The organism is Actinosynnema sp. NPDC002837 (genome assembly GCF_040295345.1).
Lineage (GTDB): Bacteria > Actinomycetota > Actinomycetes > Mycobacteriales > Pseudonocardiaceae > Actinosynnema.
Genome location: NZ_JBEOVG010000058.1, coordinates 17,689 through 41,904 on the forward strand (window position 1 = coordinate 17,689; position 24,216 = coordinate 41,904).

25 protein-coding genes are annotated in these 24,216 nt (G+C 73.1%); 14 read left to right on the plus strand and 11 right to left on the minus strand.

Annotated features, from left to right (window positions below):
* Positions 1 to 6 precede the first annotated feature (6 nt).
* Positions 7 to 654, plus strand: a complete 648-nt coding sequence (locus ABTZ99_RS30430; protein WP_498785392.1) for a response regulator — start codon at positions 7 to 9, stop codon at positions 652 to 654.
* Between the two features lie 12 nt (positions 655 to 666).
* On the opposite strand, the gene ABTZ99_RS30435 is transcribed toward ABTZ99_RS30430, so the two are convergent.
* Positions 667 to 1,917: a S8 family peptidase gene (locus ABTZ99_RS30435; protein ID WP_499616092.1), complete on the minus strand. Its 1,251-nt coding sequence runs from the start codon at positions 1,915 to 1,917 to the stop codon at positions 667 to 669.
* Positions 1,918 to 2,178: 261 nt separating this feature from the next.
* Between ABTZ99_RS30435 and ABTZ99_RS30440 the strand changes: the two genes are divergently transcribed.
* Positions 2,179 to 4,005 carry a DNA/RNA non-specific endonuclease gene (locus tag ABTZ99_RS30440; protein WP_498785397.1) on the plus strand — a complete coding sequence of 609 codons (1,827 nt, stop codon included), beginning with the start codon at positions 2,179 to 2,181 and terminating at the stop codon, positions 4,003 to 4,005.
* A 69-nt stretch (positions 4,006 to 4,074) separates the two neighbouring features.
* On the opposite strand, the gene ABTZ99_RS30445 is transcribed toward ABTZ99_RS30440, so the two are convergent.
* A complete protein-coding gene (locus tag ABTZ99_RS30445) occupies positions 4,075 to 4,221 on the minus strand; it encodes a hypothetical protein (RefSeq protein ID WP_499616095.1) in 147 nt (48 codons plus the stop codon).
* A 347-nt stretch (positions 4,222 to 4,568) separates the two neighbouring features.
* On the opposite strand from ABTZ99_RS30445, the gene ABTZ99_RS30450 reads away from it, so the two are divergent.
* On the plus strand, positions 4,569 to 5,627 hold the full coding sequence (locus tag ABTZ99_RS30450; RefSeq protein ID WP_499616098.1) for a glycosyltransferase: 1,059 nt from the start codon (positions 4,569 to 4,571) through the stop codon (positions 5,625 to 5,627).
* 91 nt (positions 5,628 to 5,718) lie between these two features.
* Complete coding sequence (locus ABTZ99_RS30455) at positions 5,719 to 6,261, plus strand: TetR/AcrR family transcriptional regulator (RefSeq protein ID WP_499616100.1); 543 nt, start codon at positions 5,719 to 5,721, stop codon at positions 6,259 to 6,261.
* Positions 6,262 to 6,297: 36 nt separating this feature from the next.
* On the opposite strand, the gene ABTZ99_RS30460 is transcribed toward ABTZ99_RS30455, so the two are convergent.
* Together ABTZ99_RS30460 and ABTZ99_RS30465 are read right to left on the minus strand one after the other, a co-directional pair.
* Complete coding sequence (locus ABTZ99_RS30460) at positions 6,298 to 7,467, minus strand: cytochrome P450 (RefSeq protein WP_499616102.1); 1,170 nt, start codon at positions 7,465 to 7,467, stop codon at positions 6,298 to 6,300.
* Between the two features lie 205 nt (positions 7,468 to 7,672).
* Positions 7,673 to 8,269: a CGNR zinc finger domain-containing protein gene (locus ABTZ99_RS30465; protein WP_498785410.1), complete on the minus strand. Its 597-nt coding sequence runs from the start codon at positions 8,267 to 8,269 to the stop codon at positions 7,673 to 7,675.
* An 85-nt stretch (positions 8,270 to 8,354) separates the two neighbouring features.
* Here ABTZ99_RS30465 and ABTZ99_RS30470 point away from each other — a divergent pair, with 85 nt between their 5' ends.
* Entirely contained in the window at positions 8,355 to 9,137 is a 783-nt protein-coding gene (locus ABTZ99_RS30470; RefSeq protein WP_499616104.1) for an MBL fold metallo-hydrolase, read from the plus strand.
* Between the two features lie 77 nt (positions 9,138 to 9,214).
* Positions 9,215 to 10,414 carry an MFS transporter gene (locus tag ABTZ99_RS30475; protein WP_499616106.1) on the plus strand — a complete coding sequence of 400 codons (1,200 nt, stop codon included), beginning with the start codon at positions 9,215 to 9,217 and terminating at the stop codon, positions 10,412 to 10,414.
* Here the strand turns inward: ABTZ99_RS30475 and ABTZ99_RS30480 are convergent.
* The 5 genes from ABTZ99_RS30480 to rpmB all read right to left on the minus strand — a co-directional run bounded on the left by ABTZ99_RS30480 (position 10,353) and on the right by rpmB (position 12,516).
* Positions 10,353 to 11,366, minus strand: coding sequence for a TerC/Alx family metal homeostasis membrane protein (locus ABTZ99_RS30480; protein WP_499616109.1), 1,014 nt, complete (start codon positions 11,364 to 11,366; stop codon positions 10,353 to 10,355). The two genes, ABTZ99_RS30475 and ABTZ99_RS30480, sit on opposite strands and share 62 nt — an antisense overlap.
* Positions 11,367 to 11,574: 208 nt before the next feature.
* Entirely contained in the window at positions 11,575 to 11,808 is a 234-nt protein-coding gene (gene rpsR, locus ABTZ99_RS30485) for a 30S ribosomal protein S18 (RefSeq protein WP_498772846.1), read from the minus strand.
* A 5-nt stretch (positions 11,809 to 11,813) separates the two neighbouring features.
* Entirely contained in the window at positions 11,814 to 12,110 is a 297-nt protein-coding gene (gene rpsN / locus ABTZ99_RS30490) for a 30S ribosomal protein S14 (RefSeq protein ID WP_499616112.1), read from the minus strand.
* Positions 12,110 to 12,277, minus strand: coding sequence for a 50S ribosomal protein L33 (rpmG, locus tag ABTZ99_RS30495; RefSeq protein WP_498772850.1), 168 nt, complete (start codon positions 12,275 to 12,277; stop codon positions 12,110 to 12,112). Before rpmG ends, rpsN begins: the two co-directional genes overlap by 1 nt.
* Complete coding sequence (rpmB, locus tag ABTZ99_RS30500; RefSeq protein WP_498772852.1) at positions 12,277 to 12,516, minus strand: 50S ribosomal protein L28; 240 nt, start codon at positions 12,514 to 12,516, stop codon at positions 12,277 to 12,279. Before rpmB ends, rpmG begins: the two co-directional genes overlap by 1 nt.
* A gap of 49 nt (positions 12,517 to 12,565) precedes the next feature.
* Between rpmB and mrf the strand changes: the two genes are divergently transcribed.
* From mrf to narI, 8 genes are all read left to right on the plus strand, one after another.
* The gene (mrf, locus tag ABTZ99_RS30505; RefSeq protein WP_499616117.1) at positions 12,566 to 13,660 is read left to right on the plus strand and encodes a ribosome hibernation factor-recruiting GTPase MRF; all 1,095 of its coding nucleotides are present in this window, start codon (positions 12,566 to 12,568) and stop codon (positions 13,658 to 13,660) included.
* Complete coding sequence (locus tag ABTZ99_RS30510) at positions 13,657 to 13,908, plus strand: type B 50S ribosomal protein L31 (RefSeq protein ID WP_498772856.1); 252 nt, start codon at positions 13,657 to 13,659, stop codon at positions 13,906 to 13,908. Before mrf ends, ABTZ99_RS30510 begins: the two co-directional genes overlap by 4 nt.
* Positions 13,908 to 14,069, plus strand: coding sequence for a 50S ribosomal protein L32 (gene rpmF / locus ABTZ99_RS30515; protein ID WP_498772858.1), 162 nt, complete (start codon positions 13,908 to 13,910; stop codon positions 14,067 to 14,069). The genes ABTZ99_RS30510 and rpmF overlap by 1 nt, the downstream gene beginning before the upstream one ends.
* A 115-nt stretch (positions 14,070 to 14,184) precedes the next feature.
* Positions 14,185 to 15,423, plus strand: a complete 1,239-nt coding sequence (locus ABTZ99_RS30520) for an MFS transporter (protein WP_498772860.1) — start codon at positions 14,185 to 14,187, stop codon at positions 15,421 to 15,423.
* Positions 15,420 to 19,121: a nitrate reductase subunit alpha gene (locus ABTZ99_RS30525; RefSeq protein WP_499616122.1), complete on the plus strand. Its 3,702-nt coding sequence runs from the start codon at positions 15,420 to 15,422 to the stop codon at positions 19,119 to 19,121. Before ABTZ99_RS30520 ends, ABTZ99_RS30525 begins: the two co-directional genes overlap by 4 nt.
* On the plus strand, positions 19,121 to 20,869 hold the full coding sequence (gene narH, locus ABTZ99_RS30530) for a nitrate reductase subunit beta (protein ID WP_499616125.1): 1,749 nt from the start codon (positions 19,121 to 19,123) through the stop codon (positions 20,867 to 20,869). The genes ABTZ99_RS30525 and narH overlap by 1 nt, the downstream gene beginning before the upstream one ends.
* Entirely contained in the window at positions 20,866 to 21,501 is a 636-nt protein-coding gene (gene narJ / locus ABTZ99_RS30535) for a nitrate reductase molybdenum cofactor assembly chaperone (protein WP_498772866.1), read from the plus strand. The genes narH and narJ overlap by 4 nt, the downstream gene beginning before the upstream one ends.
* Positions 21,498 to 22,223: a respiratory nitrate reductase subunit gamma gene (narI, locus tag ABTZ99_RS30540; RefSeq protein WP_498772868.1), complete on the plus strand. Its 726-nt coding sequence runs from the start codon at positions 21,498 to 21,500 to the stop codon at positions 22,221 to 22,223. Before narJ ends, narI begins: the two co-directional genes overlap by 4 nt.
* A gap of 13 nt (positions 22,224 to 22,236) precedes the next feature.
* Here narI and ABTZ99_RS30545 read toward each other — a convergent pair whose 3' ends face one another.
* On the minus strand, positions 22,237 to 23,070 hold the full coding sequence (locus ABTZ99_RS30545; protein WP_499616130.1) for a siderophore-interacting protein: 834 nt from the start codon (positions 23,068 to 23,070) through the stop codon (positions 22,237 to 22,239).
* A gap of 27 nt (positions 23,071 to 23,097) precedes the next feature.
* The gene (locus ABTZ99_RS30550) at positions 23,098 to 24,189 is read right to left on the minus strand and encodes an S-(hydroxymethyl)mycothiol dehydrogenase (RefSeq protein WP_499616133.1); all 1,092 of its coding nucleotides are present in this window, start codon (positions 24,187 to 24,189) and stop codon (positions 23,098 to 23,100) included.
* Positions 24,190 to 24,216 lie beyond the last annotated feature (27 nt).

The following is a 24,216-nucleotide window of genomic DNA, read 5'->3' on the forward strand; positions in this document are numbered from 1 at the left end:
GATGATGTGAGCGACGAGAACAAGGGCGGCGGGGGTGACGTGCGCGTGGTCGTGGTGGACGACCAGCGGCTCATCCGCGAGAGCATCGCGGCCCTCCTCGACCTCCAGCCGGGCATCGCGGTGGTCGGCACGGCCGGTGACGGGGAGGCCGCGGTCGAGTCGGTGGTCGCGGTGGATCCGGACGTGGTGCTGATGGACGTGCGGATGCCGGTGATGGACGGCATCGACGCGCTCGCGGAACTGCGCCGTCGTGGTGCGCGGGCACGGGTGGTCATGCTGACGACGTTCGACGACGAGGCGTACGTGGTTCGGGCGCTGAAGGCGGGTGCGAGCGGCTACCTGCTCAAGGACCGGCCCGCCGTCGAGCTGGCGGCGGCGGTGCGGCTCGCGCACTCGGGCGTGGTGCAGTTCGACCCGGCCGCGGCGGCACGGCTGGCGTCCGCGTTGGGGACCGAACGGCCCGACGGGCTCACCGAACGCGAGGTGGACGTGCTGCGCCTGGTCGCCGGCGGACGCACGAACCGCGAGATCGCCGGACGCCTGCACCTCAGCGAGGGCACGGTGAAGAACCACGTCTCCCGCATCCTCGGACGGCTCGGCCTGCGCGATCGCACGCAGGCCGCCGTCTACGCCCGTGACCGGGGCCTCCTGTAGGCCGGCACAGGCCTACACCGGGACCATCCCCATGAACAGCAACAGGTTCGGCGACCCGACGCCCGGGTTCGTGATCACGCCGGGGGTGGCGTTGGCCCGCAACGCCTCGGCCACCGCCACCGCCGAGTCACCCGGGAACCGGTGCCGCCACAGCGCCGCCACGCCCGCCGCGTGCGCGGACGCCGTGGAACCGCTGATGGTCGAGTACGCGGTGTCCGAGGTGCCCCACGCCGACGTGATGTTCACCCCCGGCGCCCACACGTCGATGCACGTGCCGAAGTTCGAGAAGCTCGCCTTCACGTCGTTGGCGTCCGTCGCGCCGACGGTGGTGGCCAACGGCGTGCTGCCGGGCGAGTAGCCGCACGCGTTGGCGTTGGAGCTGCCGGACACCACCGAGTAGTGCACGTTCGCGTTGATCGACCGGGTGATGGCGTCGTTGAACGCCTGGTTCGCCCCACCGCCGAGCGTCATCAGCGCGACCGCCGGCCGGCCGCTCGCCGCCGCGTCCTGCGTCGCCCAGTCGATGCCCGCGATGATCTGCGAGTACGTGCCGGAGCCCTGGCAGTTCAGCACCCGCACGGACACCAGCGTCACGTCCTTCGCCACGCCGGTGGTCCGGCCGCCGACCGTGCCCGCCATGTGCGTGCCGTGGCCGTTGCAGTCGTTGCCGGGCGGGGTGACGCCGCCGACGGTGTCGAGCCCGGGCACGGCCGCGCCGTCGAACTCCTGGTGCGTGTACCGGATGCCGGTGCCGAAGATGTACGCCCGCACGGTGGGCGCGGTGTTCGGGTGGAAGTACTTCCTGTCCAGCGGCAGGGAGCGCTGGTCGATGCGGTCCAGGCCCCACGACGGCGGGTCGGGCTGGACCACGAGGTCCTGCGCGGTGAGGTTGGGCCCGGTGGCCGGCCGCGCGGTGCGGTCCTGCGCGGTGAGGCGGACGCGGGCGTCCTGGGCGATGTAGGCGACGCGGGGGTCGGCGGCGAGCCGTGCGACCTCCGAGGCGGTGGCGCGCAGCGCGAACCCGGGCAGGGCCGTCCGGTAGGTGAACGTGACGTTCGGTGCGGTGGATCGCGTCGCGGCCAGGTCCTCGTGCCGCTTCAACACCACGATGTAGCTGCCGGCGACGGCCTGTGCTCGGTCGGCGGGCAGCACGGGGGCGGCGTGCGGCGCCGGGGCGGCGTGCGGCGCCGGGGCGGCGTACGCGGTCGGGGTGACGAGGCCGGCCAGCAGCGCGCCCGCCACCGTCACGTGTCTGATCTTCACGGCTCCTCCAACAAGCAGGGTTTCGTCGGGGAACGTGCTCGTCCTTGAACCACAGCACGTGCACGGGAGCGGCGACAGGTCCGATCAGAGTTCAACGATCAGTCGCCCGATGGTCAACTTTCAGCCTTCTCGGGGGTGCAGACTGCATTCGGTGGTCAGTCATTAGGCCGAATGGGTGAACGCAGCGGAGTTGCGCTAACACCGGATCAGGTGACGTCGACAGCAAGGCCACCGGCGCGCACACACAGGGGGTCTGCGCTCATGGTCAAGAAGAAGAACGGTCTGCCGGCGTCGCTGAGGCGGTTCGTGCGCACCAAGGGCGCCGACTACCTGCGTGACCCGAACGTGTCCTCGATCGGCATCGGCTACAAGGTGGCCGACGGCAAGCCGACGGACGAGATCGCCATCCAGTTCACCGTCCGGCAGAAGGCCGAGCCCGAGGCGTTGCGCGCGCTCGGCACGGCGCTGCTGCCCGAGACGATCGAGGTCGACGGCGTGCCCGTGCCGACCGACGTGCTGCAACGCGACTACCGGGTCGACTTCCACGTGGTGGAGGAGACGGTCAGCGACGTGCGCAAGACGCGGGTCGACCCGGTGTCGCCGGGCGTGAGCGTGGGCCACGTGCGCGTCTCCGCGGGCACGTTCGGCTGCGTCGTCTACGACCGGGTCGACGGCACCCCGTACGCGCTGAGCAACTGGCACGTCCTGCACGGCCCGAACGGCGCGCTGGGCGAGGACGTGGTGCAGCCCGGCGTGCACGACGACAACCGCACCGACCGCAACCGGCTCGGCCGGCTCGTGCGGTCGCACCTCGGCGCGGCGGGCGACTGCGCCATCGCCACCATCGAGGACCGGCGGTTCGAGGCGGAGATCCTCGACCTCGGCGTGCGGGTGGACCGGATCGGCGAGCCCGAACTGGGCGACAAGGTCGTCAAGAGCGGTCGGACGACCGGCGTGACGCACGGCGTGGTCCGCCGCGTGGACACCCTCGTCAAGATCGACTACGGCCCCGGCGTCGGCCAGCGGCAGATCGGCTGCTTCGAGATCGGGCCGGACCCGGCGCGGCCCGCCGCCGACGGCGAGATCAGCATGGGCGGCGACTCCGGCTCCGCGTGGGTGTTCAAGGCGTCCAACGGCAAGACCGGCAAGACCATGGCGGGCCTGCATTTCGCGGGCGAGGCGGGCGACAGCCCCGACGAGCACGCGCTGGCGTGCCTGCCCGGCTCGGTGTTCGAGAAGCTGGGCATCACGCTCACGCCGCCGCGCAAGGTCGAGGCCGCCGCGCTGGTCGGGTTCGACGAGAACTTCCTCGGCACGCCGGCCGGCGTGCCGGAGCTCGGCGAGGCGGCGCGGGCCGACGCGGTCGAGCTGAACGGGTCGGTGGTGGTCGACTACACGCACTTCTCGCTGGCGCAGAGCAAGTCGCGGCGGTTCGCTTTCTGGGTGGCGTGGAACATCGACGGCGGCGACCTGAAGTCGATCAACCGCACCGGCATCCCGTTCGTGCTCGACCCGCGGCTGCCGGCGCAGTTCCAGGTCGGCGACGAGCTGTACCGGGGCAACCGGCTCGACCGCGGCCACCTGGCCCGGCGCGCCGACCTGCTGTGGGGCCCGAAGGCGGTGGCGCAGAAGGCGAACGTCGACTCGTTCTTCTTCACCAACATCACGCCCCAGATGGACGACTTCAACCAGAGCATGCGGCAGGGCCTGTGGGGCAGGCTCGAGGACGCGGTGCTGGCCGACGTGGACGTCGACGACCTCCGGGTGAGCGTCTACGGCGGCCCGGTGTTCCGGTCCGACGACCGCGTCTTCCGCGGGGTGGCGCTGCCGCGCGAGTACTGGAAGGTGATCGCGTTCACCTCGGCGGGCACGCTGAAGGCGCGGGCGTTCGTGCTGACCCAGAACCTGAACCAGCTGGAATCGCTGGAGCTCGACGAGTTCCGCGTCTTCCAGGTGCGGCTGGGCGAGGTCGAGGAGCGCTGCGGCTTCACGTTCCCGGCGGCGCTGACGGCGGCGGACACCCTGGTCGTGCCGGAATCCCTGGACGAGCGCGCACCGCTGGAGGCGTTGAGCGACATCCAGTGGTGAGCGACATCCAGTGGTGAGCGACATCCAGTGGTGAGCGACGTCCGGTGGTGAGAGATCCGGTCGTGGACGTCAGCCAGGACGGCGCCGCAACCAGAGAATCGACCCCACGCCGACGACGATCAGCCCGAGCCCGACCGCGGGCCAGAGGTACAGGTTCTGCCCGTCCTCCGGGAAGTGGGCGGCGCTCGGGTTGTTCGGCCGGTAGCTGACCTCCACCCGGTCGCCCGGCGCCGGCTCCGGTCGGACGGCGGGAGGGTCTCGGTGACCTCCTCGCCGTCGGCCGTGGTGAACCGCACGGTCGACTTCCAGTCGCCGCCGTCGGCTTGGGCGACCCTGACCACCTCGGCCTGCGTGTCGACCAGGCGCCGGTCGTCCACCACGAGCCAGCCGCCGAACGCGATCAAGGCCACGCCGGAGACGATGAAGATCACAGCTCTGAGCACCGCGGTTCCCCCTGCGTCCGGCGACCTGCCCCCACGGTGGAGCTTATCGGGTGTCACCTGGCCGGGTGGCGCGTGCCGGCGGCGTGCTGATTCCCGGCGCTAGGCTGGAGAGTGCGCTTGATGTTCGCTGCGCTCGCAGCCCACGGACACACCTACCCCTCGATCCCCTTGGCCCTGGCCGCCCGCGATGCCGGGCACGACGTGGTGTTCGCCGCCGGTGAGCCGTTCCTGCCCGCGTTGCGCGAAGCCGGGCTGCGCGCCGAGCCCGCCGGGATGGGCATGGCGGAGGCGTTCGCCGGGGTCGAGCCCACCGACCGGGGCATCGGCCACGTCATCGGCGACGTGCTGCCGCGCCGGTGGTTCGCCGACCTGACGCCGTTGCTGCGCGCCCACCGGCCGGACCTGCTCGTCCACGACCTGGCCACGCTGGGCGCGGCGCTGGCCGGCGCGGCGGCGGGCGTGCCCGCGATCGCGCACACGTTCGGCCGGGTGTCGCCGGGGCCGATGTCGGAGGCGATGGTGGCGGCGTTCGACGCGCTGGCCGCCGAACTCGGCGTCACGCTCCCGCCGGCCCGCAGCGTCGACATCTGCCCGGACTCGGTGCAGTCGCCGCAGTTCCGCGCGACCGACCGCGTCCCGCTGCGCCCGGTCGGCTGGTCACGGCCGGGCGACGTGCCCGAACGCGGCTCCCGGCCGTTCGTGTACCTGACCCTGGGCACCGCCTACGCCTCGACCGACGTGCTGCGGCAGGCGGTCGACGGGCTGGCCGCGCTGCCGGTGGACGTCGTCGTGGCGACCGGGCCGGTGGTGGACGTGGCGGCGCTGGGCCCGGCCCCGGACAACGTGCGGCTGACGGCGTGGACGCCGCAGCACCGCCTGCTGCGCGAGGTCGACCTGGTCGTGCACCACGGCGGCAGCGGCACGATGCTCGGCGCGTTCGCCGCGGGCGTGCCGCAACTGCTCCTGCCGCAGGGCGCGGACCAGTTCGGCAACGCCCAGGCCGTCCTCGACGCGGGCGCCGGCGCGCGCCTGTTGCCCGGTGAGGTCAGCCGTGAAGCGGTGACGGCGGCGGCGGGCGCGCTGCTCGTGGACGACGCCGCCCGTGCGGGCGCGCGCCGCCTCGCGATCGAGATCGCCACCATGCCCTCACCGGCCGAGGTGGTCGACCGGCTCACCTGACCGGCGCGTGGCGCCCGACCCGATCACGGAGGGCCGGCGCGACCGCGTTCGGCGCGCAACGCCGCGCTGAACGCTCGGTAAACTGGGTGGCATGGCCAGGGGGGTCGACACGAAGGCGCGTGCGCAGGCAGTGGCACGCGAGCTCTTCCTCGAGCGGGGCGTGCGGGGCACCAGCCTGCAGGAGATCGCGGACCGCCTGGGAGTCACCAAACCGGCGCTCTACTACCACTTCCCGTCGCGCGACGCGCTGGTGCGCAGCATCGTCGAGCCGTTGATCGAGGACGGCGACGCGTTCGTGGTGGAGCTGGAGGCCCGCCCGCCCGACGGCCCGCGACCGTTGCTGGAAGGCTATTTCACCTTCCACTTCAGGCACCGCGAGGCGGTCGCGCTGCTGGTCCGGGAGTCGGCCGCGCTCGCCGACCTGGGCCTGGTCGACCGCATCCTGGACCTGCGCTCGCGGGTGACGGCCCTCCTGGTCGGCGAGAACCCGTCGCTGGCGGACGCGACCCGGGCGGCCGTGGCGCTGAGCGGCTTGGCCGACTGCCTCCTGCTCTTCGCCGACGAGCCCTTCGACGCCCTGCGCACGGCTGTGGTGGACGCCGCCCACGCCGCGCTGACGGGCCGGCCCGGGTAGGCCGCTCGGGCCGGTGGGCCCTGCTCCCGGATCCACCTACGGCCGGTCCGGTCCGTGAAGACGCGTCGCAACGCGGCGGTCGTGGTCGTCCACGTCCCTCGCGCTCCGGTGCAGGGTGAAAGGTCTGGGTACGAGGCCGTCGGCCAGGACCGGCCGCTCGTCGCCCCCGGTGACGGTCAGGTGGGCGTCGTCGGCCAGCGCGGTCACCGTCGCGGTGATCAGGACCTGGGCCGGCGACGCGCCGGCGCAGGTGAACGGACCCGTGCCGAACGGCAGGTAGGGGCCGTGCCCGCCCGGGTGCGCCCACCGGTCGGGCCGGAACACGTCGGGGTCGGTCCAGTGCCGCTCGTCGTGGTGCGCCAGGTAGGGGCTGACCGACAGCACCTCGCCGGGCCGCACGGGGACCTCGCCGAACCCGGCCGGCGTCGACCGGACGACCAGCCAGGCCATCGGGCGGTGCCGCAACGCCTCGCGCACGACCCGGTCGACCGGCCACGGCCACCGCGAACCGGGCGCGTGCAGGCAGGCCAGCAGCACCGACCACGCCACCGTGCAGCCGACCGGCGCCACGATCGCCCGGAACAGCACCACGAACAGCTCGGCCACGGCCTGGTCGGCCATCCCGTCCGGGCACGTCCCGATCACGGCGTCCAGCACGTCGCGCGGCTCGCCGGTCCCGACCACCCGACGCGCCGCCACCTCCGCGGCCACGCCGGCCAGCAACCTGCCGCGCAGCACCTCCGCCTGCGCCCGCTGCCACACGTGCGGTGGGCGGATCAGCGCGCCGCCGAGTGCGGCCCGCTCCACCGACCGCCGCAGCCCGGACGGCGTGCGCGGGTGCAGCAGCAGGTCGGCCGCGGACCGGTGCACCAGCGCCGTCCCGGCCGCGGGCCACCTGCTGACCGCGGGCAGTTCGGCCACCGCCGCGGCCAGCCCCGCGTGGAAGTCGGGCACGCGCGCCCGCAGCAGGTCCCGCACCGCGCGCCCGACCGCCTCCTGATCCGACCGGGAGGGCAGCAGGTTCCCGAAGAACGCGGACATCCCGCCGTGGAACGCGGGCTCGTGCAACACCGTCCGCGCCAGGTCCGCGTCGCCCACGCACCAGTCGCCCCACGGCAGCCGGAACACCGGTGCCGGGGCACGGCGGCGCAGGCGTTCGATCGAAGCCAACGGATCCCGCCGGAACCGGCGCATTTCGGCGCTCATCGCAATCCCCCCGGGGACCACGGTGCCACTCTTCGGCGCGGAAAGACCCGTCGCCGGCCCGAATCCCACCAACGTGGGATGACGCGCGCCGCTCGGCCACGCTCCGTCACGTCGGGTGAATGGCCTTCGCGTCCACTTGCGACCGGGGACCGCGAGCCGCAGTTGTCCACAGAGGATAGTGGGCGGCCGGTCCGGTGACGGTTAGTCAGCTCGCCTGCCGGGTGCGCCGGGCGTAGGCACGGGCGGCGCGGGCGCGGTCGCCGCAACGGGTCGAGCACCAGTGGCGGCGGCCGTGGCGCAGCAGGTAGCGGTTGCACGGGGTCGAGCCGCAGTGGGTCAGGCGGTCGGCGTCGGGGCCGGTGAGGAGGTCGGCGGCGTTGGCGGCCAGGGTCGCGAGCGCGCGGTCGAGGATCTCGTTGGTGGGGCACGGTGTCGCGCGGTAAGGGCCGGTCCGCTCGTCCCACTGCAGCAGCGCGGCCGTCGGCGCCTTGCTCAACGCGTCGTTGACGGCCGACAGGGCCGCCGGCAGGGCGGGCACCCCGGCGACGCGCGCGGCGAAGAGCGACCTGAGCTGCTCGCGCAACGAGCGCAGTTGCGACGCGCAGATCTCCCGCACCCCGGCGTCGGCCGGGGCGAGGCCGCGGTCGAAGAGCCACTGGTTCGTGCCCTCGGGCGTGCCGAGGAGGTCGGTGAACTGCCCGCCGGGCAGTGCGACGGCGCTGTTGACGAAGTCGAGGGCGAGGTAGTCCTCCGCGCCGGGGGCGGGCGGCGGCGCGGCGTCGTCGGCCAGGGCGTCCGTCATGGCTCTCATGGTACGAGTTGTGCTTTTCCGTGAGAAAGGGCTACCGTCCCTCACGGATAGCCCCTTGATCATCCGTGAGGTTACGATGACCCGCACCACCGGCGAACGGCTCGCCGTCCGCGTCTTCGGCGGCCCGACCGCCCTGTTCGAGTACGGCGGCCTGCGCTTCCTGACCGACCCGACGTTCGACGCGCCGGGCGACTACGCCGTGCCGCGCGGCAAGCTGACCAAGACGGCGCCGTCCGCCGCCGCACCGGCCGACCTGGGCGCCGTCGACGTGGTCCTGCTCTCGCACGACGAGCACCCGGACAACCTCGACCACGCCGGCCGGGCGCTGCTCGCCGACGTCCCGCTCACCCTCACCACGCCCGGTGGCGGGCAGCGGCTGGGTGGGCGGGCCAGGGGACTGGCCGACTGGGAGTCCGTCCGCCTCGACCGCCCCGACGGCGGCACGGTCACCGTCACCGGCGTGCCCGCGATCCACGGTCCGCTGGCCCGGGCCGAGGTCGAACCGCTCACCGGCCAGGTCGTCGGCTTCGTGCTGACCGGCGACGACCTGCCCGCGGTCTACGTCAGCGGCGACAACGCCTCGCTCGACGTGGTCCGGCAGGTCGCCGAGCGCTTCGGCCCGGTGGGCACCGCCATCCTGTTCGCCGGCGCTCCCCGGTTCCCGATCCTCTTCGACGGCGCGGCCATCGTCCTCGACAGCGCCCAGGCCGCCGAGGCCGCCGAGATCCTCGGCGCGCGCCAGGTCGTGCCCGTGCACTACGACAGCTGGGCGCACTTCACCGAGGGCCGTGACGACCTGGTGGAGGCGTTCACCGCCGCCGGGCTGCTCGACCGCCTCGACCTGGGCGACCGGGGCTGACCAGGTCGAGGCCGAAGCCGGCCGGGGACATCACGGCCGCGCAGCGCCGCAGCCTGATCGTCCTGGGCGTCGCCCAGGTGCTCAGCGGCGCCGGACTGGCGGCCGGCGTGACGGTCGGCGCGCTGCTCGCGCAGGACGTGCTCGGCTCCACCGGCCTCGCGGGGCTGCCCAGCGCCGTGGGCACCGCCGGCACCGCGCTGGCGGCGTTCGCGGTCGGGCGGCTCTCCCAGGCACGCGGGCGCCGCCCCGGCCTCACCGCCGGGTACCTGGCCGGTGCGATCGGGAGCGCGGGCGTGATCACCGCCGCCGTCCTGGGGGACGCCGTGCTGCTGTTCGCCTCGCTGTTCGTCTACGGCGCGGGCGCGGCGACCACCCTGCAAGCCCGGTACGCCGGGGCGGACCTGGCCGCCCCGGCGCACCGCGCCCGCGCCGTGTCCACGGTGCTCGTCGCCACGACCCTGGGCGGTGTGGTCGGCCCCACCCTCGCCGCGCCGACCGGCGACCTCGCCGCCGCCCTCGGCCTGCCCCGCCTGGTCGGGTCGTTCCTGCTCGCCGGCGTCGCCTACGCGGTGGCCACCCTGGTCCTGACCGCCTGGCTGCGCCCCGACCCGCTGCTGCTGGCCCGCACGTTCGACCAGCCGGACGACCGGCCGCCCCCGGAGGTCGGACGTCACCGCCCCGGTGCGCGGGTCGGCGTGCTGGTCATGGTGCTCACCCAGCTCGTCATGGTCGCGATCATGACGATGACGCCCGTCCACCTGCACGGCCACGGTCACGGCGCGGCCGCGTCCGGGCTCGTGATCGCCGTCCACGTCGGTGCGATGTACCTGTCGTCACCGCTGTCCGGCCGGCTCGTCGACCGGCACGGCGGTCGCCGCCGCGTCCGGCCTGACCCTGTCGGCCGCGGGGCTCGTCGCGGCCCTCGCGCCCACCGGCTCCGCCGCCTCGTCCGCGGTGGCCCTGGCCCTGCTGGGCATCGGCTGGAACCTCGGCCTGGTCGCGGGCACCGCGATCACCACCGACGCGGCGCCGCCGGCCACCCGCGCCAGGAGCCAGGGCCTGGTCGACGTCGCCGTCGCCGTCGCCGTCTCGGGCGCCGCCGGCGGCCTGACCTCGGGCCTGGTCGTCAGCGCCGCCGGCTACCCCGTCCTGGCCCTGGGCGGCGGTGTCCTGGCGCTGGCGGTCGTGCCCGCGGTCGTCGGCGCGCGCGGTCGGTCAGCCCGGCGGTGAGGCGGCCTCCTCCTCGTCGGCGCGTCGCCGGCTGCGCAGGCTGGTGACCGTGACGACGGCGAGCACACCGATGATCACCGCCAGCGAGACCGGGGTGGGGATCTCCGGCACGCCGGGCCAGATGCCGTGCGCCCAGTGCAGCACCAGCTTCGCCCCGATGAACGCCAGGATGATCGCGAGCCCGTGGTTGAGGTGGACGAGCTTGGCCAGCGCGGACTGCAGCACGAAGTACAGGGCGCGCAGGCCGAGCAGGGCGAAGGCGTTCGTGGCGAACACGAGGTAGGGGTCGTCGGTGATGCCGTAGACGGCCGGCACCGAGTCGACGGCGAACACCACGTCGGTGGCGAACACCGCGACCACGACGACCGCCAAGGGCGTGAGCGCGCGTCGGCCGTGTTCGCGCACGGTCAGGCGGGTGCCGCGGTAGTCGTCGGTGACGGGCATCAGCCGTCGCAACAGCCGGACCGACCGCATCCGGGACACGTCGCGCTCGGCGGCGGGTCCGCTGACCGCGTCGTGGAGCAGCTTCACCGCCGAGGCGAACAGGACCAGCCCGAACACCAGGAACGCCCACGTGCCCGCCGACAGCATCGCCGCACCGGCCGCGATGAACACGCCGCGCAGCACCAACGCGCCGACGATGCCGTAGAGCAGCACGCGCTGCTGCACGGCGGACGGGACGGCGAAGGCCGCGAGCAGCAGCATGAACACGAACAGGTTGTCCACCGACAGCGACTTCTCGACCACGAACCCGGTCATGAACTCCAGCGCCCGGTCGCTGCCGGCGGCGTGCCACAGCCAGAGCCCGAACACCACCGGCAGCGTGAGGTAGAACACCGACCACCCCGCGGCCTCGCGCATCGAGACCTCGTGCGGACGGCGGGTGACCGCGAAGTCGGCGACCAGCAGCACGACCAGGACGGCGATGCTGACCAACCACAGAACCGGCGACCCGACGGAGTCGGCGGGGCTCGCCGCGACGGCGACGTGCACAGGCATCAAGGCTCCTCGAACGTGGAAGTCCGAGGTCTCCTTCACCCTGGCGGGCGGCCCACCGGGGACACCTCACGGGATGTCCGTACTGACCGGCCGGGCACTTGGGAAGTACTCCCCTCGACGCCAGTATCGGGCACCGCGCCCGCTGAGTAAAGCGATGGTCAAGAAGTGGGACGGGCCGCCGCCGTCCCGACGACGGCGGCCCGTCCGGTCACCGCCCCGTGCCGGGATAGGGGAGCAGCGCCATCTCACGGGCGTTCTTGATGGCGGTGGCCACCTGGCGTTGCTGTTGCGGTGTGAGGCCGGTGACCCGGCGGGAGCGGATCTTGCCGCGGTCGGAGATGAACTTCCGCAGCAGGGTCGCGTCCTTCCAGTCCACTGTGGTGACGCCCTCCTTGCTCAGCAGGTTCACCCGGCGCTTCGGCGTGCGTTCGGTCCTGGCCACCGGGCTCACCAGCTCGACTTGCTGACGCCGGGCAGCTCGCCGCGGTGCGCCATCTCGCGCAGCCGGACGCGGGACAGGCCGAACGCGCGGTGGAACGCCCTGGGGCGACCGTCCACGGCGTCCCGGTTGCGCAGCCGAGTGGGACTGGCGTCACGGGGCAGCTTCTGCAGCGCCCGCTGTGCTTCGTCGCGGCGCACGGGATCGGTGCGGATGATCTCCTTCAGCTCCGCGCGGCGCTCGGCGTGCCGGGCGACGACCTCCCGCCGCTGCCGGTCCTTCGCGATCTTGGACTTCTTGGCCATCAGCGCTCCTCGCGGAAGTCGACGTGCTTGCGCACCACCGGGTCGAACTTGCGCAGCACCATGCGGTCGGGGTCGTTGCGCCGGTTCTTGCGGGTGACGTAGGTGTAGCCGGTGCCCGCCGTGGAGCGGAGCTTGATGATCGGCCGGACGTCGTTGCCCTTCGCCATCAGACCTTCTCCCCGCGGGCGCGCAGTTCCGCGACCACCGACTCGATGCCGCGCCGGTCCACGGTCTTGATCGCCTTGGTGGACAGGGTCAGCACGACGTGCCGGTTCTCCGAGGGCAGCCAGTACCGGCGGCGTTGCGTGTTGGGCAGCCACCGGCGCGACGTGCGCCGGTGCGAGTGCGAGACCTGTTTGCCGAAGCCGGGTTTGCGGCCGGTCAGCCGGCAGTGGCGCGAGGACACACGACCTCCTGAATTGAAATGACAATCGTTTCCAGTTACCGTACCCCACATGGGAACCGAGGTGGTACTGGTGGCCGGGCTCGCCCACCACGACGTCGCCGACGAGGTCTGGCGCGCGTCACCGGGATCGGTGCTGGTGCGCCACGACCTGAGCGGCCTGGCCGAGGGCGTGGTGCGCCGCTGGGTCGACGGTCGGCTGACCGTGCTGGAGCTCGCGCACGGCTGCGTCTCGTGCACGTTGCGCCTGGACCTCCTGCCGCTGCTGCAAAGCCTGGGCGGACGGGTCGTCGTGCACCTGGACCCGGCGCTGGAGCCGGAAGCCGTCTGCTTCGCCCTGCGCGGGCTCGACATCCGGGTCGAGGCCGTGATCACGGTGGTCGACCGGACCACGTGGCTGACCGACGCGACCGGGGACGTCACGTTGGCCGAGCGCGGCATGGCCGCGGCGGCCGGCGACGAGCGCACCGTGGCGCAGGTCGTGGTGGGACAGGCCGAGTTCGCCGACGCGCTGGTGATGACGGGCGTCGGCGGCGGCGAGGTGCTGGACGCCGTGCTCGACCGCCTGTCGCCGCGCGCGCCGCGCCACGACCTCGGCACGCTGGACGTGCCCGCCCTGCTCGCCGCGATCCCGCCCGGCGCGCGCCGGGGACGCGTCGACGACGGTTTCGGGCCGTTGCTGCGCGGTCAGCCGCCGTTGACGCCGGCGCACGGCGCGTCCGTCGTCCACTTCACGGCACGGCGCCCGTTCCACCCGATGCGGTTGCACCACGCCCTGGACGTCCTGCTCGACGGCGTCGTGCGCACCCGCGGGCGGTTCTGGGTCGCGAGCCAGCCGGACGTCGCGCTGTGGCTGGAATCCGCCGGGGGCGCGCTGAACGTCGGCAACCTCGGCCCGTGGCTGGCGGCCGTGGAGGACTGGTCCGAAGTGGACGCCGAGCGCCGGGCCTCGGCGGCGGCCGGCTGGGACGCGGAGTACGGCGACCGGTCGCAGGAGCTGGTGGTGATCACCGCCTCCGCCGAGCCGGACGGGATCACGGCGGCGCTGCGCGAGGCGTTGGTGACCGACGAGGAGTCGGCGTTGAGCGACGAGCTGGAGTTCGTCGACCCGTTCGCCGAGTGGCACGACCAGATGGAGGAGCTGTGAAGCAGGGCATCCACCCCGACTACCACCCGGTGGTCTTCCAGGACCAGGCGACCGGGAAGGCGTTCCTGACCCGGTCCACGGCCACGTCGACCCGCACGATCGACTGGGAGGACGGCAACACCTACCCGTTGATCACCGTCGACATCACCTCGGACTCCCACCCGTTCTGGACGGGCAACCAGCGGGTGATGGACACCGCCGGCCGCGTGGAGAAGTTCAACCGCCGCTACGGGAAGAGGGCCCGCTGATGGCCGTGCCGAAGCGCAGGACCTCGCGCAGCAACACCCGCCACCGCCGGTCCCAGTGGAAGGCCTCCGCGCCGGACCTCGTCCCGGTGACCACCCTCGACGGCCGCAAGCTCACCGTGCCGCGCCGACTGGTGGCCGCCTACCGACGCGGCCTGCTGTGACGACCGGGCGGGCGTGACCACCGGGTAGGCGCGGCGGGGTCCGCCGAAGTGCGACGACGCCGAGTCCAGGTGACGATGGCCGGGGCGCACCCGGAGCACGGACGAGGACTCGGTCATGGGCTTGTCAGCAGTGCCGACCACGGACGGCCCGCCGACGACCGGTCGGCGGGCGCTGATGCTCGGCCTGGCGACGGTCGGGTTCGCGCTCAACTTCTGGGCGTGGGCGCTGCTGAGCCCGCTGGGGCCGCGGTTCCAGGCCGACCTGGGGCTGAGCGCGTTCCAGCAGGCGTTGCTGGTCGCGGTCCCGGTGGTGGTGGGATCGGTCGGGCGGATACCGGTGGGCGCGCTCACCGACCGGTTCGGCGGCCGGGTGATGTTCCCGCTGGTCTCGGCGGTGACGATCGTGCCGGTGCTGTTCCTCGGGCTGGTCGGGCACACATCGTTGGCCGCGCTGCTCGTCGGCGGGTTCTTCCTGGGTGTGGGCGGCACGGCGTTCGCGGTCGGCGTGCCGTTCGTCAACCTCTGGTTCCCGCCCGAGCGGCGTGGCCTGGCGATCGGGATCTTCGGCGCGGGCATGGGCGGCACCGCGATCAGCGCCCTGACCACGGTCAAGCTGGTCGAGCGGTGGGGCGTGGCGACACCGTTCGTGGTCACGGCGGTCGTGCTGGCGGTCTACGCGGTCGTCGCGGCCGTGCTGCTGCGCGACGCGCCGGGGCGGACGGCGCCGACCGGGTCGGTGGCCGGCCGGATGGCGGCCACCGCGCGGCTGCCCGTCACGTGGCAGGCGTCCGCGCTGTACGCGGTGGCGTTCGGCGGGTTCGTCGCGTTCTCGGTGTACCTGCCCGCCTACCTCGGCGCCGCCTACGGCCTGACGCAGGCGGACGCGGCCAACCGGATGGCCGGGTTCGTGCTGCTCGCGGTCGTGATGCGTCCGGTGGGCGGATGGCTGTCGGACCGGTCGGACCCGGTGCGGGTGCTCGTCGCCTGCCTGGCCGTGGTGACGGCGGGCGCGGTGGTGCAGGCGTTCACGCCCGCGCTGGCGCCGCTGGGCACGATCGCGTTCCTGGCCATGGCCGCCGCGCTCGGCGCGGGCAGCGGCGCGGTGTTCGCGCTGGTCGCGCTGCTCGCACCGGCGGACAAGGTCGGCTCGGTCACCGGCGTGGTCGGCGCGGCCGGCGGGCTCGGCGGGTTCGTGCCGCCGCTGGTGATGGGCGCCCTCTACGGCGCGCTGTCCTCGTACGCGCTCGGGCTGGCCGCGCTCGCCGTCGTCGCCTTGGCCTCGCTGCTGTTCACCGCGACCGCCGTGCGCCGGGCCGTGCGCGCGGTCGCCCCGGGCGCAGGGGTGACGGCATGAGCACCGGGACCGGACCGCCTCCCGCGAGCGCCGGGCTGGACGGCGGGCTGGCCGAGGCCCTCGTGCGCACCCGCCGGTTCTTCACCCGCGCCGACATCTCGCCGGACCTGCGCACGTTGCACGAGATCGGCGGGCGGCAGGCGGACGAGTTCTACCGGGACCGGTGGAGCCACGACAAGGTGGTGCGTTCCACCCATGGGGTGAACTGCACGGGCTCGTGCTCGTGGAAGGTCTACGTCAAGGACGGGATCATCACCTGGGAGGCGCAGCAGACCGACTACCCGTCGGTCGGCCCGAACCGCCCGGAGTACGAGCCGCGCGGCTGCCCGCGCGGCGCCGCGTTCTCCTGGTACACCTACTCGCCGACCCGCGTGCGGTACCCGTACGTGCGGGGCGTGCTGCTGGAGCTGTACCGGGAGGCCAAGGCGCGCACCGGCGATCCCGTGCTGGCGTGGGCCGACGTCGTGGAGGACCCCGAGCGGGCACGGCGGTACAAGGCGGCACGGGGCCGGGGCGGCCTGGTGCGCGCGTCGTGGGACGAGGCGGCCGAGCTGGTCGCCGCCGCGCACGTGCACACGATCAAGGCCCACGGGCCGGACCGCGTCGCGGGCTTCTCGCCGATCCCCGCCATGTCGATGGTGTCGCACGCGTCGGGCGCGCGGTTCGTGTCGCTGCTCGGTGGCGCGATGCTGTCGTTCTACGACTGGTACGCGGACCTGCCGGTGGCCTCGCCGCAGGTGTTCGGCGACCAGACCGACGTCCCTGAATCGGGTGACTGGTGGGACGCCGGCTACCTGATCATGTGGGGCTCCAACCTGCCGGTGACCCGCACGCCGGACGCGCACTGGATGGCCGAGGCCCGCTACCGGGGGCAGAAGGTCGTCGCGGTCTCGCCGGACTACGCCGACAACGTGAAGTTCGCCGACGAGTGGCTGGCGGCCCAGCCCGGCACGGACGGCGCGCTGGCCATGGCGATGGGCCACGTGGTCCTGCGCGAGTTCTTCGTCGACCGCCAGGCGCCGTACTTCACCGAGTACGTCAAGCGCTACACCGACCTGCCGTTCCTCGTCCGGCTCGACGAGCACGGCGCCGTGCACCGGCCCGGGAAGTTCCTCACCGCCGCCGACCTGCCCGACCAGGCCGGCCAGGAGAACGCGGCGTTCAAGACCGTGCTGCTCGACTCCGCCACCGGCGACCCCGTCGTGCCCGCGGGCTCGCTCGGGTTCCGCTTCGGCGAGCAGGGCGCGGGCCGGTGGAACCTCGACCTGGGTGACGTCGACCCGCTGCTGACGGTCGGGGGCGCCGACTCCGCGGTGGTGGAGCTGCCGCGCTTCGACGCCCCGGACGGCTCGACGTCCGCGTTGCGGCGCGGGGTGCCGGTGCGCCGGGTCGGCGGGCACCTGGTCACCACGGTGTTCGACCTGCTGCTGGCGCAGTACGGCGTGCACCGCGACGGCCTCCCGGGCGTCTGGCCCAGCGGCTACGAGGACGCCGAGCAGCCGTGCACGCCCGCGTGGCAGGAGACGATCACGGGTGTGCCCGCGCGGGCCGCCGCCCGGATCGCCCGCGAGTTCGCCGCCAACGCCGAGGAGACCCGCGGCCGGTCGATGATCATCATGGGCGCGGGGACCAACCACTGGTTCCACTCGGACACGATCTACCGCGCGTTCCTGGCCCTGACCACGCTCACCGGCTGCCAGGGCGTCAACGGTGGCGGCTGGGCGCACTACGTCGGGCAGGAGAAGTGCCGCCCGGTCACCGGCTGGTCGCAGCTGGCGTTCGGCCTGGACTGGTCGCGCCCGCCGCGCCAGATGATCCAGACCGCGTACTGGTACCTGCACACCGACCAGTTCCGCTACGACCGGTTCGGCGCGGACACCCTCGCGTCCGCCACCGCGGGCGGACAACTGGCGGGCAAGACCACGGCGGACGTGATCGCCCGGTCCGCCCGGATGGGCTGGATGCCGTCCTACCCGACGTTCGACCGCAACCCCCTCGACCTCGCCGACGACGCACGGCGCGCCGGGCTGCCGGTGGGTGAGCACGTCGTCGCGGAGCTCAAGGCGGGCCGGCTGCGCTTCGCCTGTGAAGACCCCGACTCGCCTCGGAACTTCCCGCGCGTGCTGAGCATCTGGCGGGCCAACCTGCTCGGCTCGTCCGGCAAGGGCAACGAGTACTTCCTCAAGCACCTGCTGGGCGCCGACCACTCGCTGCGCGCGCCGGAGACCCCGCCGGAGCACCGGCCGAAGGACGTCCTCTGGCACGACGAGGCGCCGGTCGGCAAGCTGGACCTGTTGCTGTCGCTGGACTTCCGGATGACCAGCACCACCCTGTTCTCCGACGTCGTGCTGCCCGCCGCGACCTGGTACGAGAAGCACGACCTCAACACCACCGACATGCACCCGTTCGTGCACTCGTTCAACCCGGCGATCGCGCCGCCGTGGCAGACCCGCACGGACTGGGCCGCGTTCCTGGCCATCGCGCAGGTCTTCAGCAAGCTGGCGGAGAAGCACCTGGGCGTGCGCGAGGACGTCGTGGCCACCCCGCTGCTGCACGACACCCCCGACGAGCTCGCCACCCCGCACGGCGTGGTGCGCGACTGGAAGGCCGGCGAGTGCGAGCCGGTCCCCGGCGTCACCATGCCGAGGCTCGCGGTGGTGGAGCGCGACTACACCGCGATCGGGGCCAAGATGGGCGCGCTCGGCCCGCTGGCCGAGTCGCTCGGCGCCACCACCAAGGGCGTCACCTACCGGGTCGAACGGGAGGTGGAGCACCTGCGGCGCCAGAACGGCGCGATCCGAGGCGGCCCCGCCGACGGCCGACCGTCGCTGGTGCGCGACGTGCACGCGTGCGAGGCGATCCTCGCCCTGTCCGGCACCACGAACGGCCACCTCGCCACCCAGGGCTTCCGCACGCTCGAACACCGCACCGGGACGCCGCTGGCCGACCTCGCCGCCGAGCACGAGGGCAAGCGGATCACCTTCGCCGACACGCAGTCCGCGCCGGTGCCGGTGATCACCTCGCCCGAGTGGTCGGGGTCGGAGACCGGCGGACGCCGCTACTCGCCGTTCACGATCAACGTCGAGCGGCTCAAGCCCTGGCACACGCTCACCGGCCGCCAGCACTTCTACCTCGACCACGACTGGATGGCCGAGCTGGGCGAGCAGCTGCCGGTGTTCCGGCCGCCGTTGGACATGCAGGCGCTGTTCGGCGAACCCCGCGTCGGCGACCAGGGCGAGCTGGGCATCACCGTGCGCTACCTGACGCCGCACTCCAAGTGGTCCATCCACTCCGAGTACCAGGACAACCTGTTCATGCTCAGCCTGTCGCGCGGCGGGCAGACCATCTGGATGTCCAAAGAGGACGCGGCGAAGATCGGCGTGGCCGACAACGACTGGATCGAGGCGGTCAACCGCAACGGCGTCGTGGTCGCGCGGGCGGTCGTGTCGCACCGGATGCCCGAGGGCACGGTCTACATGCACCACGCCCAGGACCGGCTGATCGACGTGCCGCGCGCGGAGACCTCCGGCAAGCGCGGCGGCATCCACAACTCGTTGACCAGGTTGCTGGTCAAACCCTCGCACCTGATCGGCGGCTACGCCCAGCTGTCGTTCGCGTTCAACTACCTCGGCCCCACGGGCAACCAGCGCGACGAGGTGACCGTGATCCGCCGTCGCGGCCAGGAGGTGCGGTACTGATGCGCGTGATGGCCCAGTTGGCGATGGTGATGAACCTGGACAAGTGCATCGGCTGCCACACCTGCTCGGTCACCTGCAAGCAGGCCTGGACCAACCGCTCCGGCGTCGAGTACGTCTGGTTCAACAACGTCGAGACCCGTCCAGGGCAGGGCTACCCGCGCCGCTACGAGGACCAGGAGCGCTGGCGCGGCGGCTGGGCGCTCACCAGGCGCGGCCGGCTCAAGCTCAAGGGCGGCGGCCGGCTGCGCAAGCTGCTCACCATCTTCAGCAACCCCAAGATGCCCGGCCTCGACGACTACTACGAGCCCTGGACCTACGACTACGACACGCTGACCAGCGCGCCGCTGCAGGAGCACACCCCGGTCGCCCGGCCGCGGTCGTTGATCAGCGGCGAGCCCACGAAGATCACCTGGTCGGCGAACTGGGACGACGACCTCGGCGGCTCGCCCGACCACGGTGACCAGGACCCGCTGCTCAAGGGCATCGCCGACAAGGTGAAGTTCGAGTTCGAGCGGACGTTCATGTTCTACCTGCCGCGCATCTGCGAGCACTGCCTCAACCCCTCGTGCGCCGCGTCGTGCCCGTCCGGCGCGATCTACAAGCGCACCGAGGACGGCATCGTGCTCGTCGACCAGGACCGCTGCCGGGGTTGGCGGATGTGCGTGTCCGGCTGCCCGTACAAGAAGGTCTACTTCAACCACCGCACCGGCAAGGCCGAGAAGTGCACGTTCTGCTTCCCCCGGGTCGAGGTCGGCATACCCACCGTCTGCGCGGAGACCTGCGTGGGACGCCTGCGTTACATCGGGCTGGTGCTCTACGACGCCGACAAGGTGCTCGAAGCGGCCTCGACGCCCGACGACAAGGACCTGTACGAGGCGCAACGACGGGTGTTCCTCGACCCGAACGACCCCGTCGTGGTCCGCGAGGCCGAGCGCGCGGGCATCCAGCGCGACTGGATCGAGGCGGCCCAGCGGTCGCCGGTCCACGCGCTGATCACCACGTTCAAGGTCGCGCTGCCGCTGCACCCGGAGTACCGCACCCTGCCGATGGTCTGGTACATCCCGCCGCTCTCGCCCGTGGTCGACGTCGTGCGCGACACCGGCCACGACGCCGAGGACCACGGCAACCTCTTCGCCGCCGTCGAGGCGCTGCGCATCCCGGTCGAGTACCTGGCCCGGCTGTTCACCGCGGGCGACGTCGAGCCGGTGGACGCCGTGCTGCGCAGGCTCGCCGCGATGCGCAGCTACATGCGCGACATCAACCTCGGCCGCGAACCGCAGGAGGCCATCGCGGCGAAGGTCGGCATGACCGGCGAGCAGGTCTACGACCTGTACCGGCTGCTCGCCCTCGCGAAGTACGACGAGCGCTACGTCATCCCGCCCGCGCACGCCGAGCAGGCGCACGGGCTGGAGGAACTGGCCACCGAGTGCAGCCTGGACTACGAGGGCGGGCCGGGCATGGGCGGCTCCGGCCCGTTCGGCGAGGGCTCCGGCGGCACGTCGCCGATCGCGGTGGAGAACTTCCGGATGCTGCGCGACCGGCAGACGTCCGACACCCTCGCCGCGCCGGTCGACAAGGGCAACCGGGTCAACCTGCTCAACTGGGACGGCAAGGGCCGCCCCGAAGGGCTGTTCCCGGCGACCGACCGGCCGGGTGGGGGTGGTCGGGCCGGCGGGGGAGGTCGGCCCGACCGTGGTGAGCCGCCCGGCGGGGGAGACCCGGCCGGCGAGGTCGAGCCGAAGCCGTGACGCCCACCGACGCGCAGCGCGCCACCGCGTGGCAGGTCCAGTCGTTGTCGCTGGGCTACCCCGACGAGCCGTCGTTCGCCCGGCTGCCGTTGCTGCGCGCCGCGACCCGGACCCTGCCCGCGCCGCTCGCGGCGCCGCTGGACGCGTTCCTGGACCACGTGGCGGCCACGCCGCCGATCGAGCTGGCCGCCGACTACGTGGCGACGTTCGACCACCGCAAGCGGTTCAGCCCCTACCTGACCTACTTCGCGTACGGCGACACGCGCAAGCGCGGCATGGCGCTGCTGCGGTTCAAGCACGCCTACCGCGCCGCCGGGCTCGAACTCGACGACGGCGAGCTGCCCGACCACCTGGCCGTGGTGCTGGAGTTCGCCGCCACCGGCGACCCGGCGACCGGGCTGCGGCTGCTGTGCGAGCACCGGGCCGGGCTGGAGCTCATCCGCCTCGGCCTGCGCGAGGCCGGCTCGCCGTGGGCGCACGTCCTGGAGTCGGTGTCGGCGACCCTGCCCCCGCTGGGACGGCACGAGCACGACGCGATCGCCCGGCTGATCGCCGAGGGACCTCCCGAGGAGGAGGTCGGCCTGGCCCCGTTCGGCCCACCCGAGCACGTGCCGCGAGGAGGGTCGCGATGACCGGGCCGAGCACGCTCGACATCATGCTCTGGGTCGTCGTGCCGTACGTGTCGATCGCGGTGTTCGTCGTGGGCCACTTCTGGCGCTACCGCTACGACAAGTTCGGCTGGACCACCCGCTCCTCCCAGCTCTACGAGAGCCGGTTGCTGCGGCTGGGCAGCCCGCTGTTCCACTTCGGCATCCTGGTCGTCGTGCTCGGCCACGTCGGCGGCGTGCTCGTGCCGAAGTCGTGGACCGAGGCGGTCGGGATCGGCGACACCGCCTACCACGTGGTCGCGGTCGTGCTCGGCGTGCTCGCCGGCGCCTGCACGCTGGTGGGCGCGGCGATCCTGGTCTACCGGCGCCGGACCGTCGGCCCGGTGTTCTCCGCGACCACCCGCAACGACAAGGTGATGTACGTGCTGCTGGTCGGCGCCATCGTGCTGGGTCTCGGCACGACGGTGCTGGGCAACCTCACCGACCACCCGCACGACTATCGCGAGTCGGTGTCGCCGTGGTTCCGGTCGATCTTCTACCTGCGGCCGAAGCCGGAGCTGATGGCCGCCGCGCCGCTGGGGTTCCAGCTGCACGCGCTGGTGGCGTGGGCGCTGTTCGCGTTCTGGCCGTTCAGCCGCCTGGTGCACGTGTTCTCGATGCCGTTGGGCTACCTCACCCGCCCCTACATCGTCTACCGCAGCCGTGACGAGCGGCCGGGCAACCGACCCGCCCGGCGCGGCTGGTAGCGCGGGTCGGCGGTCACAGCCGGGCGGCGCCGAGCTTCCAGTAGCCGCTGAACATCACCGAGCGGCGGTCGACGCCGCGTTCCTTCACCAAGTGGCGGCGGACGGTGGTGGCCAGGGTCGACTCACCGCACACCCAGGCGTAGTCCGGTGCGGGGGAGGGCAGGTCGGCCACGGCGCGGAGCAGGTGCGAGCCGGGGGCGTCGGCGCCGCGGTAGAGCCAGGTGACGGGTGCGTCGACGGCCACCCGGTAGCCCTCGTCGGGCACCTCGGCGAAGATCCGCGCGTCCGCGGGCACGCCCGACTCCAGGATCGCGCACAGGGCGGGCAGCGCGGTCTCGTCGGCGGCCAGCAGGACCGCGCCGCCCGACGGCGGGCGGTAGCCGGAGTTGCCCGCGCGGAAGCCGACGGACCGGCCCACCTCGGCGCTGGTCGCCCAGCGGGTGCCCGGCCCGGCGTCGCCGTGCAGGACGAAGTCCACGTCGACCTCGTTCCGCTCGGGGCGGTGGGCCCGGATCGTGTACCACCGCAGGTCCGGCCGGTCCTCGGCGGGCAGGGCGCGGATCGCGGTGCGGACGTTGACGCGGTCCGCGCTCGGCATGGTCAACGGCCGGTCGGCCGGCGGCATCAGCAGGCCGAAGCACTCGTCCGGGCCGGTCACGCGGTACTCGGCGAACTCCGGCGCCCGGAACGTCACCCGGCGCAGGTGCGGCGTGACGTCGGCGACCGCGGCGACCGTCATGGCGAACTGGTCGAACACCTCGCGCTGGTTGGGCGTCGCCGCGACCAGGCCGACGGCCTTGGTGAGCACCTTGAGCTGCAACTGCTCCAACGTCGAATACCGAGGCATGCAGGTTAGGCTAACCTAAACAAGCGCTCAGGCGAAGACCACGACGCTGCGCAGCACGTCACCCGCCCGCATCGCGGCGAACGCCTGCTCCACCTCGGCCACGCCGATGCGCTCGGTGACGAAGTGGTCCAGGGGCAGGCGGCCTTGGAGGTGCAGGTCGACCAGCGGCGCGAAGTCGCGCGACGGGAGGCAGTCGCCGTACCAGCTCGTGCGGTAGGTGCCGTTGCGCAGGAACGTGTCCAGCAGCGGCAGCTCCAGGCGCATCCCGGAGTCGGGGCGGGCCACCAGCACGAACGTGCCGCCGAGCGCCCTGGCGTAGAACGCCTGCCGCCACGTCTCGGGCGTGCCGGCGGCGTCGATCACCACGTCCGCGCCGAGGTCGTCGGTCAGGGCGCGGATGGCGGCCACCACGTCCGGGGTCTGCCGGGCGTCGACCACGTCCGTCGCGCCCAGCACGCGGGCGTGGCACAGCTTCCGCTCGTCGATGTCCACCGCGACGATCGTGGTGGCGCCGGCCAGCTTGGCGCCCGCGACGGCCGCGCAGCCGACACCGCCCACGCCGATCACGGCGACCGTGTCACCGGTGGTGACGCCGCCGGTGTTCATCGCCGCGCCCAGGCCCGACATGACGCCGCAGCCCAGGAGGGCGGCGACGGCCGGGTCCGCCTTGGGCGAGACCGGGGTGCACTGGCCCGCGTGCACCAGCGTCAGGTCGGTGAACGCGCCGATGCCCAACGCCGGGTGCAGCGGCGTGCCGTCGGTCAGGGTCATCCTGGTCGACGCGGTGTGGTCGTCCACGCAGGCCTCGGCCCGGCCGCGGCGGCACGCGCGGCAGCGACCGCAGACCGCGCGCCAGTTCAGCACCACGAAGTCGCCGGGCGCCACGCCGTCCACGCCGGGGCCGACCTGCTCGACGATGCCGGACGCCTCGTGGCCGAGCAGGTACGGGTAGGCGTCGCCGATCACGCCGTCGCGGTAGTGCAGGTCGGTGTGGCAGACACCGGAGGCCAGGACGCGGACCGTCACCTCGCCCGGTCCGGGGTCGGGGACGACGATGTCGTGGATGCCGACCGGTTCGCCCTTGCCCGTGGCGACGACTGCCTTGACGATCCTCGACATCTCCCGAGCCTCTCCGTCGACCGGCCT

Excerpts from the sequence above, each read along its gene's own strand:
- ABTZ99_RS30440 (WP_498785397.1), top strand. The coding sequence starts at position 2,179 with ATGGTCAAGAAGAAGAACGGTCTGCCGGCGTCGCTGAGGCGGTTCGTG.
- ABTZ99_RS30450 (WP_499616098.1), top strand. The coding sequence starts at position 4,569 with ATGTTCGCTGCGCTCGCAGCCCACGGACACACCTACCCCTCGATCCCC.
- ABTZ99_RS30455 (WP_499616100.1), top strand. The coding sequence starts at position 5,719 with ATGGCCAGGGGGGTCGACACGAAGGCGCGTGCGCAGGCAGTGGCACGC.
- ABTZ99_RS30460 (WP_499616102.1), bottom strand. The coding sequence starts at position 7,467 with ATGAGCGCCGAAATGCGCCGGTTCCGGCGGGATCCGTTGGCTTCGATC.
- ABTZ99_RS30465 (WP_498785410.1), bottom strand. The coding sequence starts at position 8,269 with ATGACGGACGCCCTGGCCGACGACGCCGCGCCGCCGCCCGCCCCCGGC.
- ABTZ99_RS30470 (WP_499616104.1), top strand. The coding sequence starts at position 8,355 with ATGACCCGCACCACCGGCGAACGGCTCGCCGTCCGCGTCTTCGGCGGC.
- ABTZ99_RS30480 (WP_499616109.1), bottom strand. The coding sequence starts at position 11,366 with ATGCCTGTGCACGTCGCCGTCGCGGCGAGCCCCGCCGACTCCGTCGGG.
- rpsN (WP_499616112.1), bottom strand. The coding sequence starts at position 12,110 with ATGGCCAAGAAGTCCAAGATCGCGAAGGACCGGCAGCGGCGGGAGGTC.
- rpmG (WP_498772850.1), bottom strand. The coding sequence starts at position 12,277 with ATGGCGAAGGGCAACGACGTCCGGCCGATCATCAAGCTCCGCTCCACG.
- mrf (WP_499616117.1), top strand. The coding sequence starts at position 12,566 with ATGGGAACCGAGGTGGTACTGGTGGCCGGGCTCGCCCACCACGACGTC.
- rpmF (WP_498772858.1), top strand. The coding sequence starts at position 13,908 with ATGGCCGTGCCGAAGCGCAGGACCTCGCGCAGCAACACCCGCCACCGC.
- ABTZ99_RS30520 (WP_498772860.1), top strand. The coding sequence starts at position 14,185 with ATGGGCTTGTCAGCAGTGCCGACCACGGACGGCCCGCCGACGACCGGT.
- ABTZ99_RS30525 (WP_499616122.1), top strand. The coding sequence starts at position 15,420 with ATGAGCACCGGGACCGGACCGCCTCCCGCGAGCGCCGGGCTGGACGGC.
- narH (WP_499616125.1), top strand. The coding sequence starts at position 19,121 with ATGCGCGTGATGGCCCAGTTGGCGATGGTGATGAACCTGGACAAGTGC.
- narI (WP_498772868.1), top strand. The coding sequence starts at position 21,498 with ATGACCGGGCCGAGCACGCTCGACATCATGCTCTGGGTCGTCGTGCCG.
- ABTZ99_RS30545 (WP_499616130.1), bottom strand. The coding sequence starts at position 23,070 with ATGCCTCGGTATTCGACGTTGGAGCAGTTGCAGCTCAAGGTGCTCACC.
- ABTZ99_RS30550 (WP_499616133.1), bottom strand. The coding sequence starts at position 24,189 with ATGTCGAGGATCGTCAAGGCAGTCGTCGCCACGGGCAAGGGCGAACCG.